Origin of the sequence: Methylobacterium ajmalii (assembly GCF_016613415.1) — a bacterium.
Lineage (GTDB): Bacteria > Pseudomonadota > Alphaproteobacteria > Rhizobiales > Beijerinckiaceae > Methylobacterium > Methylobacterium ajmalii.
On the sequence record NZ_JACWCT010000092.1, the window covers coordinates 1 to 12,659 of the forward strand.

General features: G+C 73.9%; 9 protein-coding genes and 1 pseudogene. 5 read left to right on the plus strand and 5 right to left on the minus strand.

Translation table 11 applies throughout. The features are described from left to right. Nucleotides 1–285, plus strand: a pseudogene (locus HPY23_RS17690) (hypothetical protein); the annotation flags it as partial. Here the strand turns inward: HPY23_RS17690 and HPY23_RS17695 are convergent. Next, the gene (locus HPY23_RS17695) at nt 273–1,121 is read right to left on the minus strand and encodes a hypothetical protein (protein ID WP_091882874.1); all 849 of its coding nucleotides are present in this window, start codon (nt 1,119–1,121) and stop codon (nt 273–275) included. The pseudogene HPY23_RS17690 and the gene HPY23_RS17695 overlap by 13 nt on opposite strands. Before the next feature lie 89 nt (nt 1,122–1,210). On the opposite strand from HPY23_RS17695, the gene HPY23_RS17700 reads away from it, so the two are divergent. The 3 genes from HPY23_RS17700 (at nt 1,211) to HPY23_RS17710 (ending at nt 4,201) form a co-directional block, all read left to right on the plus strand. After that, entirely contained in the window at nt 1,211–1,573 is a 363-nt protein-coding gene (locus HPY23_RS17700; RefSeq protein ID WP_236012440.1) for a metalloregulator ArsR/SmtB family transcription factor, read from the plus strand. Between the two features lie 91 nt (nt 1,574–1,664). Continuing rightward, complete coding sequence (locus HPY23_RS17705; RefSeq protein ID WP_091882877.1) at nt 1,665–2,903, plus strand: allantoate amidohydrolase; 1,239 nt, start codon at nt 1,665–1,667, stop codon at nt 2,901–2,903. A gap of 20 nt (nt 2,904–2,923) precedes the next feature. Continuing rightward, complete coding sequence (locus HPY23_RS17710) at nt 2,924–4,201, plus strand: NAD(P)/FAD-dependent oxidoreductase (protein WP_091882880.1); 1,278 nt, start codon at nt 2,924–2,926, stop codon at nt 4,199–4,201. Nucleotides 4,202–4,250: 49 nt separating this feature from the next. Here the strand turns inward: HPY23_RS17710 and HPY23_RS17715 are convergent, their stop codons facing one another. The 4 genes from HPY23_RS17715 to HPY23_RS17730 form a co-directional block, all read right to left on the minus strand. Next, the gene (locus HPY23_RS17715; RefSeq protein ID WP_060845295.1) at nt 4,251–5,117 is read right to left on the minus strand and encodes an amidohydrolase family protein; all 867 of its coding nucleotides are present in this window, start codon (nt 5,115–5,117) and stop codon (nt 4,251–4,253) included. Next, nucleotides 5,110–6,396, minus strand: a complete 1,287-nt coding sequence (locus tag HPY23_RS17720) for an MFS transporter (RefSeq protein WP_091882884.1) — start codon at nt 6,394–6,396, stop codon at nt 5,110–5,112. Before HPY23_RS17720 ends, HPY23_RS17715 begins: the two co-directional genes overlap by 8 nt. Before the next feature lie 161 nt (nt 6,397–6,557). Continuing rightward, nucleotides 6,558–8,516, minus strand: a complete 1,959-nt coding sequence (locus HPY23_RS17725) for a methyl-accepting chemotaxis protein (protein ID WP_091882888.1) — start codon at nt 8,514–8,516, stop codon at nt 6,558–6,560. Between the two features lie 251 nt (nt 8,517–8,767). Then, the gene (locus tag HPY23_RS17730; protein ID WP_091883253.1) at nt 8,768–10,909 is read right to left on the minus strand and encodes a hybrid sensor histidine kinase/response regulator; all 2,142 of its coding nucleotides are present in this window, start codon (nt 10,907–10,909) and stop codon (nt 8,768–8,770) included. Between the two features lie 297 nt (nt 10,910–11,206). On the opposite strand from HPY23_RS17730, the gene HPY23_RS17735 reads away from it, so the two are divergent. Continuing rightward, the coding region (locus tag HPY23_RS17735) for a dihydroxyacetone kinase subunit DhaK (protein ID WP_200649657.1) at nt 11,207–12,659 on the plus strand (1,453 nt) is incomplete at its 3' end.

Sequence of the window (12,659 nt, forward strand, 5' to 3'; positions counted from 1 at the left end):
GCCCTGCGGGCACTGGCCCGGGCCGGCCGGTGGCGCGACCCGCGGGCCTTCCATGCGGCCCTCGGCGAGGTTGCCCGCCGCGATCCGGCGCGCGCGGCCCTCTGGCGGGCCGATCCCGGCACCGGTCCGCGTCTCGCCGCCCTCGATGCGGCCCTGTTCGGCGACGGCCGTGACACGGTGCCGGATCTCGCCGGCCTCGCCCGCGCCCTCGCGCGCCTGCACCCGCCCGACGCCGTGCCGGACGCCCTCGCGCCCCTCGACGGCCCGGTGCGTCACGCCGGCTGAGGCACGCTACCGGCCTCGGCCGCGACGAGGCGCGCCCGGGTGGCGTGGAAGGCGGTGCCGGCCGCTGCGAAAAAGCCGGCCGGAAGCGCGCCGTAGCGCGACAGCCGCGCCTCGACCGTGCTCCAGCCGGCCGCCTCGGCGAGTGCGAAGGCGCGCAGGCCCTTCTCGATCCGCTCGTCGGTGTCGGCGAAATCGGCGAAGTGCAGCGTGTCCCGGCGCGGCATGTAGGCGAAGCGGATCGCGGGGCGCAGCGCCAGGCGCCGTACCGGCTCCCAGGCGAAGCCCGCCGCCGCCGCCGCGACCGCCGGGGCCACCACCATGCGCTGTTCCCAGCGGAAGAACGTCTCGAACAGGTGCGCCCGCTCGTCCGGGCCGAGCGCCGTCATCCGCCGCCCGGCATGGTGGCAGCGGTTGAGCGCGTCGAGGAGCACCGGATCGACATGGGCCTCGGCGCCGGCCCGCTCGCCGTGGGCCAGGGTGAATCGGTAGCTCGCATAGACCTCGACGAAGACCCGCCGGTTGATCGCTCGAAACGCCTCCGCGAAACCCGCGAGGCCGGCGAGCCGGGCCCGGCGCAGGGCCGGCCGGTGCAGGGCGCCGAGCGAGAGCGCCGCGCCGGCCCGGGCGCCCCAGGCGAAGTAGCCCCGGGCCCAGAGCGCGCCGTGCGCGGCGAGCAGCGGGAAGGCGTGGTGCCCGCCGGAGTGGCGGAAGAGGTGGTGGTAGGCCAGGGCCCGCTGGGCGAGGTCGCCCGTGCCCCCGGCCAGGATCTCCGCCTCGCGGCGCGCCGCGGCGTAGTCCCGCGCGAGCCCGCCCGCCCCGACACCCGACCCCGCCATCGCCGCCTCCTGTTTAGGCTGTCGCCTAAATTGCACAGGGTGGGGAGGGCTGCTATTTTGTCAACGGTCTAATTAGGCAGGAGACTAAGTTGTCGGACGGCCTGCAGGTGATGGCGGAGGCGCTGGTGTCGCCGGTCCGGCGCAAGATTCTCGCCTACCTGTCGGCCGGCCCGCTGAGCGCCGGGGAGATCGCGGCGCGGTTCGAGATCTCGAAGCCGTCGCTGTCGGGCCACCTCTCGATCCTGTCGGCGGCCGGGCTGATCGTTGGCGCGCGCCACGGCAACCGGATCGAGTACAGCCTGGTCGAGGACAGCCTGGTCAACAAGCTCGGTGCCCTGGTGCAGGAGGTCTGCCCGGTCGCCGGGCCGCTGCGGCGCGAGGCCCGGCGCAAGGCGGCGCGGAAGGACCGTTCCGGGGGCGACGACACCCCGGAGGAGCCGCAAGCCGGCTGACGAATTCCGGGACGGCCGGGCGCGGCCGGTTGCCTTCCGCGGCACCGTCCCTGCATACCCCCGTGGTTTCCGCCCGAAGGGTCGCGACCGCATGACCGAGATCAGCCCCCGCCTCGGCGCCCGCGTGATGGCGCTGATCGACGACCTCGCCCGCCACACCGACGAGCCCGGCCGCCTGACCCGGCTCTACCTCTCGCCGGCCCACCGGGCGACGGCGGACGCGGTGCTCGGCCTGATGCGGGCGGCGGGGCTCTCGGCCCGGATCGACGCCGCAGGCACCGTGGTCGGGCGGGTCGAGGGCCGCGAGCCCGGCCTGCCGGCTCTGGTGCTCGGCTCGCACATCGACAGCGTGGTCGATGCCGGCCGCTACGACGGCCCCCTCGGGGTCGCGGCGGCCCTGGTCGTCGCGGAGGAATTGCGCGGCGCGGCCCTGCCCTTCGCCCTCGAGGTGGTGGCCTTTGGCGACGAGGAGAACGTGCGCTTCCCGACCTCGCTCTCGACCTCGAAGGCGTGGGCCGGCCAGTACCGGTCCGAGTGGCTGGAGGGCCGCGACGCCGCCGGCCTCACCTTGCGCGAGGCGCTGGTGACGTTCGGCGGCGACCCGGACGGGATCCCGGCGCTCGCCCGGCGCCCGGAGGCGGTCGCCGGCTACCTCGAGGTCCATATCGAGCAGGGCCCGGCGCTCGAGGCGGCCGTGCAGCCGGTCGGCGTGGTCTCGGCCATCGCCGGCCTGACCCGGGCGCGCTGCACCGTGACGGGAGAGGCCAACCACGCAGGCACGGTGCCGATGGGAATGCGCCGCGACGCGCTCGCGGCCGCCGCCGAGATGACGCTCGCGGTCGAGCGCCTGAGCGAGGGCATGCCCGGGACCGTCGCCACGGTGGGGGCGCTCGCGGTGGTGCCCGGCGCCGTCAACGTGATCGCGGGCCAGGTCGATTTCAGCCTCGACGTGCGCTCGCCGGTCGACCCCGACCGCCACGGCCTGTTCGCGGCGATCCAGGCCGAGTGCCGGGCGATCGCGGGGCGCCGCGGGGTGGGATTCACGAGCGAGACCTTCATGGACAATCCCGCGGTCGGCCTCGATCCCGGCCTGCAGGCCGCCCTCGACCGGGCGGCGCGGGACCTCGGCTTCGCGCCGCTGCGGCTGCCGTCGGGCGCCACCCACGACGCGGTGGCGATGGCGGCGCTCGGCCCCTCCGCGATGCTGTTCGTGCGCTGCCGCGGCGGCATCAGCCACAACCCCGCCGAGTCGATCACCCTGGAGGATGCCGACGCGGCGACGCGGGTGCTCCTCGGCACGGTGCGCGACCTCGCGGGCCTCCCCCACTGACCGATACGAGACGGCGAGTGATGCAGCAGGACGAACGGACGGCCGACATCGTGGTGGTCGGCGGCGGCATGGTGGGGCTGTCCTCCGCCATCGCGCTCAAGGACAGCGGCCTCGACGTGGTCTTGTGCGATCCGGGCGAGGCCCGGGCCCGCACCTCCTACGGCAATGCCGGCGTGGTCAGCCGCGGCTCGATCTTCCCGATGTCGAGCCCGGCCCTGTGGGGCAAGCTGCCGGCCTACCTGCGCAACGCCGATGCGGGCCTGCGGCTGCGCCACCTCCACCTCCTGCGGGTGATGCCCTGGGCGGCGCATTTCCTGGCGAGCGCCCGCACCTCGGCCTGGCGCCGGGCCGCCGCGGCGCTCGCGCCGCTCACCGATGCCGCCTATCCCGAGCACCGCCGCCTCGCCGACCGGGCCGGCGTGCCCCACCTGCTGCGCGAGAGCGGCTGGGTGAAGCTCTACCGCACGGAAGAGGCCTTCGCGGGCGCGGCCCTCGAGCGCGAGATCCTCGCCCATCACGGCGTGCCGTTCGAGATCCATGACGGAGCGAGCATCCAGGCCCTGGAGCCGGCGCTGATCCGCCCCTTCGCCCGGGCGATGCTGCTGCCGGAGACCGGCGCCGTCGGCGATCCGGGCGGGCTGGTCGAGGCGAGCGAAAAGCTGTTTGCCGGCCTCGGCGGCCGGATCCTGCGCACCACCGTGTCCCGGCTCGAGCCCGAGGCGGAGGGTTGGCGGGTCGTCCATCCGGGCGGCACGGTGCGGGCGCGCCGGGTCGTGCTGGCGACGGGCGCGGCGGCCAACGAACTGTCGCGCCCGCTCGGCTACCGCTTCGCCTTCGCGGCCGAGCGCGGCTATCACCGCCACTACGCGCTCCAGCCCGGCAGCCCGGCCCTGACCCGGCCGGTCTACGACACCGGCGCCGCCTCGATCCTGTCGCCGATGGGCGAGGGCCGGGTGCGGGTGCTCTCCGGCGTCGAGGTCGCCGACCGCCATGCCGAGCCGGATTACCGCCAGATCGAGGCGGCGGCGAAGGAGGCCGCCGGCACGGTGCGCCTCGGCCAGCCCCTCGACAACCGGCCCTGGCTCGGCTCGCGCCCCTCGACCCCCGACGGCCTGCCGGTGATCGGACCCGCCCCGCGCCACCAGGGCCTGATCTTCGCCTTCGGCCACGGCCATATCGGCCTCTCGACCGGCCCGATCACCGGCCGCCTCGTCGCCGACCTCGCCACCGGCCGCACGCCGTCGGTGCCGGTGGCGCCCTTCGCCCCGGGGCGGCTGCTGGGCTGGCCGCGGCCGTAGCAGGATCCGACGGAGGACGGGGCGGACGTCGCGACGTCCGCCCGGCCGCTCAGAACCCGTAGAGCCGGGCCGGATTCTCCACCAGCACCCGGTGCCGGTCGGCCTCGTCGGGCACCCACTCGGCCAGGAGGTCGAGGAGGTCGCGGACATTCATCATCGGCCCCCAATGCGCGACGTGCGGCCAGTCCGAGCCCCAGACGCAGCGCTCCGGCGCCGCCTGATGGAGCGCGCGGGCGAACGGCACCGTGTCGGCATAGGGCGGGCCGGCGACGGAGTTGCGGTAGGCGCCCGAGAGCTTGACCCAGGCGCCGTCGCGCACGAGCGACACGAGGGTGCGGAAGCCCTCGTCCCCGACCCCGCAGGAGGTCGGAAAATGGCCCATATGGTCGATGCAGAACGGCACCGGCAGCCTGGACAGGCGCCCGGCGAGCGGCGGCAGGCTGCGCGCGTCGATCAGGAACTGCAGGTGCCAGCCCATCTCGCGACAGAGCGCGCCGTAGGCCTCCACCGCCTCGAAGCCGACCCCGCCGCCATAGAGCACGTTGAGGCGAAGCCCTACCACGCCGGCCTCCTTGAGCGAGGCCAGCTCCGTCTCGGGCAGCCCGAGCGGGACGACCGCGATGCCGCGCAGGCGCCGCGGATGCGCCCGCAGGGTCTCGACCATCAGCCGGTTGTCGGTGCCGTGGACGCTGACCTGGATCAGCACGCCATGCGTCATGCCGGTGGCGTCGAGCATGGCGAGGTAGGATCCCGCCGCGGCCTGCGGCGGCGTGTAGCTGCGGGCGGCCACGAAGGGATAGGCCGGCGGCAGGCCGATGACGTGGGCGTGGGTGTCGACCGCGCCCGCCGGCACGGTGAACCGGGTGGGTCCGCGCGGATGCGGGGCGGGCCCGGGACAGTCGCGGATCTCAGCCATCGGCGTGCAGCACCTTCCCGCGGGTCTCGGGCAGAGCGTAGGCCGTGAGGAAGAACACCCCGTAGGCGGCGGCCGCGAAGATCGCGATGGCGCTCGCCAGGCTCATGCTCGCCGAGAGATAGCCCACGAGCGCGGGGAACAGCGCGCCGATCCCGCGGCCGAAATTGTAGCAGAAGCCCTGGCCCGAGCCGCGCAGGCGCGTCGGATAGAGCTCGGTCAGGAACGCGCCCATGCCCGAGAAGTAGCCCGAGGCGAAGAAGCCGAGAGGGAAGCCCAGCACCCACAGGACCGCGTTCGAGAGCGGGAGCTGCGTGTAGACCAGGATCACCGCGACGGCACCGAGCGAGAAGATCAGGAACAGGGGCCGGCGCCCGAGGCGATCGGCAAGCCAGGCTCCAGCGAGATAGCCGGCAAAGGATCCGACGATCAGGGCGGCGAGGTAGCCGGTCGAGGACACGATCGACAGGCCGCGCTCGGTGGTGAGGAAGCGCGGCAGCCAGGTCGTGATGGCGTAGTAGCCGCCCTGGCAGCCCGCCGACATCAGCGAGGCGAGGATGGTGGTGCGCAGGAGCTGACCGGAAAAGATCTCCCAGATCGCCGGACGGTCGCCGGTGGCGGCGGCCCGGGCCCGGCTCTCGACGGCGACCCGCGGCTCCTCGACGTAGCGGCGCAGGTAGAAGACCAGGAGGGCGGGGGCGGCCCCGATCACGAACATCCAGCGCCAGGCGGTCTCGGGCGGCAGCACCGAGAACAGGACGGCCTGGGACAGGACCGCCATACCCCAGCCGATGGCCCAGCCCGATTGCACCGAGCCGACGGCACGGCCGCGATACTGCGCCCGGATGGTCTCGCCCATCAGCACGGCGCCCGCCGCCCACTCGCCGCCGAAGCCGAGGCCCAGCAGCGCGCGGGCGATGAGCAACTGCGAGAAATCCTGCGCGAAGGCGCAGAGCAGGGAGAAGAACGAGAACCACAGGATGGTGATCTGGAGCGTCAGGACCCGCCCGATCCGGTCGGCGAGGTAGCCGGCGAGCCAGCCGCCGAGCGCCGAGGCGAGCAGGGTCACGGTGGCGGCGAGCCCGGCCGTGCCCGCATCGACGCTCCACAGCTTGATGATCGTGCCGATCACCAGCGGGTAGATCATGAAGTCCATGCCGTCGAGGGCCCAGCCGGCGGCGCAGGCCCAGAAGGTGTGGCGCTCCGGCGGGGTCATGTCGCGGTAGAAGGCGGTGAGGCTGGCATCCTCCACCGCGACTGCGTCGCGGGCGGGCGTAGGCATCGTGTTGCTCCCTAGTGTCGTCGCGGCCCTCGCGGGGCCGGTCGGGAGATGACACGATCTGTCGGATGCCTGCTACGATGCCGCACCGATCATCACGTATAGCCGGCTAATCGGATATTTTTCGGTGTGAAACACCTCGCCGATCGGATTCCCTCCGGCATTCAAGCCATGAAACGCACGCCGATCTCGACGCCGTGCTGGCGCACGACCTCGCAGGGTCGTGCCGGTCCGCCCTCGATCCGGAGCAGAATCCGGGCCGGCAGTCGCAGGGGCCGGGCGAGGCCGAGCTTGGCGCCCGTCTCCGAGAGGTTGAGCAGGATGCAGGGAAGGGTCTCCTCCGGGCCCGGACCCGCCGGCACCGTGACCTCTCCGGGCTTCGAGGTCCGCACCCTGTCTCCGATCCGCCGCTCCTCGACGCCGACCAGCCATTCGTCGAGGCTTCCGGCGAGGTCGGCGACGCCGGCCGCCGTGGTCTGGACGTTGTGGCTGACCTCGCCGGTCGTCGCGCGCTGGCGCTCGCTGGCGGACGTCGTCTCGGCGATGAAGCCCTGCACGGCGTCGACCGCGCCGCGGATCGAGCCGAGCGCCTCGGCGACCTCCCGCGACACCACCTGCATCGCGCCGATCTCGCCCGAGATCCGGTCGGTCGCCGCCCGGGCCTGCCCGGCGAGGTTCTTCACCTCGGAGGCCACCACGGCGAAGCCCCGGCCCGCCGCCCCCGCCCGCGCCGCCTCGATGGTGGCGTTGAGCGCCAGCAGGTTGATCTGCTCGGCGATGGCGGTGATCGCCTCGACGACGCCGTTCATCGCCTGGGCGGCCTCGTCGAGCCGCCCGGTGGCGGTCCCGGCCGCACCCATCCGCTCCTGGATCTCGTCGACCGCGTGGCGCGACCGGTCCATCTGGGTCGCGATCGCCGTCGAGGTCCGGTGCATCTCCTCGGTGGCGACCGACACCGCCTGGACCCGGCTCAGGGTCCGCTCGGCCGCCGCGATCGCCCGCGCCCGCACGGTCATGCTGTGGGTGACGTCGGTGGCGAACTTGATCACCTTGCAGGGCCGCCCGTCGATGTCGAGGACCGGCGTGTAGGTCGCCTGGATCCACACCTCCCGGCCGCCCTTGCCGAGCCGCTGGAACACCGCGGAGGCGTAGCGCCCGGCGCGCAGCCCGGCCCAGAACTCGGCGTAGCCCGGGCTCGCCGCCTGGTCGGGCGACACGAAAATGCGGTGGTGGCGCCCGACGATCTCGTCGAGGCCGTAGCCCATCGCCTTCAGGAAGTGGCCGTTGGCCTCCAGGATGGTGCCGTCCATGGCGAACTCGATCACCGCCTGGGAGCGGAGCGCCGCCTCGATCTTGCCCGCGGTGTCGGCGGCGTGCTGCTTGGCCGCCGTGATGTCGGTGGCGTACTTGACGATCTTGAGCGTGCGCCCGGTCGCGTCGAGGATCGGGTTGTAGGTCGCCTGGATCCAGACGTCGCCGCCGTCCTTGCCCCGCCGCTTGAATTCGCCGCCGTGGTACTCGCCGCGGGCGAGGCCGGCCCAGAACTCGCGGTAGGCCGGCGAGGCGGCCTCCGCCTCGGTCACGAACAGGCGGTGGTGGCGGCCGCGCACCTCGGCGAGGTCGTAGCCCATCGCCGTAAGGAAGAGCGGGTTGGCGTCGAGGATCGTCCCGTCGGGAGCGAAGTGGATCACCGCCTGCGAGCGGTTGATGGCGGTGATCTGTCCGGCGGAATCGATCGCCGCCTGCTTCTCGGCGGTGATGTCGAGGGCGAACTTGACGATCCGGATCGGCCGGCCGCGGGCGTCGAGCACCGGGTTGTAGCTGGCGCGGATCCAGACCTCGCGCCCGCCCTTGGCGAGCCGCCGGTACTCGGCGCTCTGGAACTCGCCCCGGCGCAGGGACGCCCAGAACGCCGCGTAGGCGGGCTCCGCCGCCTCGGCGGGATCGACGAACAGGCGGTGGTGGCGGCCGCGCACCTCCTCCAGTCCGTAGCCCATCAGCCCCAGGAAATTGCCGTTCGCCTCAAGGATCCGGCCGTCGAGGTCGAACGCCACGGTGGCCTGGGATCGCTCGATGGCATCCAGCTTGGCGGCGGTGCCGGAGCGACGGGCGGAAGCGAACATGCGGGCGTCCCAGGCTTCTTTGGGTTGCCTCGCGTTCAATCAGATCGGACTTAACATGTTATGACGAAGGAGCAGCCCCGCGCCGGCCCGCGGCCCTGCAATGTCCGATCGATCGCCCGGCGATCGCTCGGCGTTTGCTGCGCACGCGCGTGGCTATGCGACACGTCGGCTTCGCTCGGGGCCGCGGGGACGACGGCTCCACCGCGCGGTGGCACGGGACGACTTCCGAACATCATCATCCGGAGGTTGTATCAGCCCTGCTCGATCATCCGGCGGATGCGCAGCGCGAGCGCCTCGACTACGAAGGGCTTGGTCAGCACCGCGGTGCCGGGCTCGAGCTGGCCGGTGCCCAGCGCCGCGTTCTCGGCGTAGCCGGTGATGAACAGCACCTTGAGGCCCGGCCGCAGCGCCCGGCCGGCATCCGCCATCTGGCGACCGTTCATCCCGCCGGGCAGGCCGACATCGGTGACGAGGAGGTCGATGCGGGCGTCCGATTGCAGCACGCGCAGGCCGGCCGCGCCGTCGGCCGCCTCGATCGCCGTGTAGCCGAGATCCTCCAGCACCTCGGTCACCAGCATCCGTACGGTCGGTTCGTCGTCGACGATCAGCACGGTCTCGCCGCGCTCGGCCCGGGGCGCCTCCCGCCGGGGCGCCCGCACGGCCTCGGCCTCCGAGGCGCCGTGGTGGCGCGGCAGGAGGAGCGTCACGGCGGTGCCGCGCCCGACCTCCGAGGCGATCCGCACCTGCCCGCCCGATTGCTGGGTGAAGCCGTAGATCATCGAGAGGCCGAGGCCCGTGCCCTGGCCGATGGGCTTCGTGGTGAAGAACGGGTCGAAGGCGCGCCGCACCACCTCGGGCGCCATGCCGGTGCCGGTATCGGCGACGGCGAGCGACAGGTAGTCGCCCGGCGGCATCTCGTGCGCGCGGGCGGCGGCCTCGTCGAGGCTCAGATGACCGGTCTCGATCCCGATCCGCCCGCCGTCCGGCATCGCGTCGCGGGCGTTGATGCAGAGGTTGAGGAGTGCGTTCTCGAGCTGGGGCGGATCGACGAGGACGGTCCAGAGATCGGCGGGCCCGGAGACAGCGATCTCGATCGCCGGGCCGACGGTGCGGCGGATCAGCTCCTCCATGCCGGCGACCAGGCGGTTGACGTCGGTGGGGCGCGGATCGAGCGTCTGGCGGCGCGAGAACGCCAGCAGCCGGTGGGTCAGCGCCGCGGCGCGGCGCGTGGCGTCCTGCGCGGCGGCGACGTAGCGGTCGACCTCCTTGAGCCGGCCCTGCTGCAGGCGCGCCTGCATCAGCTCGAGCGAGCCCGAGATGCCGGCCAGCAGGTTGTTGAAGTCGTGGGCGAGGCCCCCGGTGAGCTGGCCCACCGCCTCCATCTTCTGCGACTGGCGCAGGGCCTCCTCGGCCCGCATCAGCTCGGCGGTCTGCGCGGCGACGCGCTGCTCCAGCGTCTCGGTCAGGGCCCGCAGCATCGTGGTGGCGCGGTCGCGCTCGGCCGCGACGGCGCGGCGCTCGTTCACGTCGATGAGGACGCCCGGGAAGCTCAGCGGCGTGCCGTCGGGCGCGTGGTCGACCCGCCCGTTCGCCTCCAGCCAGTAGTAGTGCCCGTCGGCCCGTCGGGTGCGGTACTGGTGCGCGTAGGCGCCGCCGCGGATCACCACCGCGTCGATCGCCGCGATCAGGCCGGCCCGGTCGTCCGGGTGCACGGTCTCGATCACCTGCTCCAGGCTCAGGCCCTCCCGGCCGAGCACCGGATCGAGGCCGAAGCTGCGGGCGAAGGCCTCGTCGACGGTGAAGCGGTCGGTCGGCAGGTCCCAGAACCAGGTGCCGATGATCGCGCCGGCCGACAGGGCGAGCTGGACCCGCTCGATGTTCTGCCGGGCGAGCGCCTCGCTCTCGCGCAGCCGGCGCGTCGCGGTCACCTGCGCGGTGGTCTCGTTGGTGAGGATGAAGAGACCCGCGACACGGCCCTCCCCGTCGAGGACCCGCGAATAGGAGAAGGTCCACCAGGTGTCGGCCTCGCCCCGGTCGGTGTCGAGCTTCCAGGGCAGGTCGACGAAACGGCGGCTGCGCCCCGCGAAGGCGTCCTCGATGATGGGCCTGGCCTGGTCCCAGCCGTCGGCCCAGACGCGGTCGAACCGCTCGCCCATCGCCCAGTCGAGGCGGGGGCCGAGCAGCGGGAAGTAGGTCTCGTTGAAGAAGAAGTGGAGATCCGGCCCCCAGGCCAGGATCATGCTCTCGGGCGAGTTCAGGATCAGGCTGACGGCGGTGCGCAGGGAGTCCGGCCAGGTCTCTGGGCCCCCGAGCGGGTGGCCGGTCCAGTCGCGCGCGCGGATCATCTCGGCCGCGCGGCCGCCGCCGGCCAGGAACGCAAAGGGGTCACTCATCGGCGTCGCGGCGTTCACCTGGGACTTCGGGCACCTTGGGAAGCGGGCTCGCGCCGCCGCGTGATGGCCCCGGTGAGGGTCGAGGGCCGATTGCGGGCGCCGCGCAGAGACGTGGGCGCGAGGGACGCGCCGGCCCGGAGGGTTCGCGTCTTATCGCTCGGCGCGGCGGATTCGGCAAAGCCGTTCGGGGCCCGCCGCGCGGATGCGCCCCGGTGATGGCGGATGGGCCACGCTTTTGGCAGGATCGGCCCTGGCTGCCGCGCCCCGACCGTGCGCCGCCAGGGGAGGACCGACCGGATGGCCCACTTCATCAACGACCGCGCCGCCCTGGTGACGGAGGCGGTGGACGGCCTCGTGCGCGCCAGCGGCGGGCGTCTCGCCCGGCTCGACGGCGATCCGGCGATCCGCGTCGTGCTGCGGGCCGGCTGGACGGCGAACCGGGTCGCCCTCGTCTCCGGCGGCGGCGCGGGCCACGAGCCAGCCCATGCGGGCTTCGTCGGGCGCGGCCTCCTCACCGCGGCAATCTGCGGCGACGTGTTCGCCTCGCCCTCGGTCGATGCGGTGCTGGCCGGGATCCTGGCGGTGACCGGGCCGGCGGGATGCCTTCTCATCATCAAGAACTACGCCGGCGACCGGCTGAACTTCGGGCTCGCCGCCGAGCGGGCCCGGGCCCTCGGCCTCGCGGTCGAGACGGTCACGGTCGCCGACGACGTCGCGATCCCCGGCGCGGCGCAGCCCCGCGGCATCGCCGGCACGCTCCTCGTCCACAAGGTGGCGGGCCACGCCGCCGAAGCCGGCCGCCCGCTCGCCGAGGTGGCGGCCGCCGCGCGGGCCGCCGCCGCCGGGATCCGCTCCCTCGGCATCGCGGTCTCGGGCTGCACCCTGCCGGGCGGGACGGCCGAATCCCGCCTCGCCCCCGGCGAGGCCGAGCTCGGCCTCGGCATCCACGGCGAGCCCGGCATCGAACGCATCGCCCTGCCACCGGCCGCCGACCTCGCCGGGCTGATGACCGCGCGCCTCGCCGGGACCCTGCCGGCGGAAGGCCCCCTCGCCCTCCTGGTGAACAACCTCGGCGGTACCACGGCGCTGGAGATGCAGGTCCTCGCCCGGGCGGTGCTGGCCACGACCCTCGGCGCCCGGGTGCGCCTCCTCCTCGGGCCTGCCGCCGCGATGACGGCGCTCGACATGCACGGCGCCTCGCTCTCGCTGATGCCCCTCGACGCCGACACGGAGGCGGCGCTGACGGCCGCGACCGACGCCCCGGCCTGGCCGCTCGCGGTGCCGGTGGTCGCGCCCGCGACGCGCCCCCTGCCCGATCGCCTCGCGCGGCAGGGTCAGGAGCCTGTGCCCTCGCACGATCCGACCGTGGCCGGGGCGATCACGGCGGTCTGCACGGCGCTGGCGGCGGCCGAGGCCGACCTCAACGCCCTCGACGCCCGGGTCGGGGACGGCGATACCGGCACCACCTTCGCGACCGCCGCCCGGGCGGTGCTGGCCGAGCGCGACCGGCTGCCCCAGGCCGAGCCCGCCGCCCTGTGCCACGCGCTGTCCGACCGCCTCGCCCGGGTGGCCGGCGGGTCGAGCGGGGTGCTGATGTCGATCTTCTTCGCCGCCACCGGCTCGGCCCTGGCGGAGGGTGCGGGCTGGCCCGCCGCGCTCACCGCCGGTGCGGCGCGGCTCCAGGCGCATGGCGGGGCGAAGCCCGGCGACCGCACCCTGCTCGACGCCCTGGTGCCGGCCCTCGATGCGC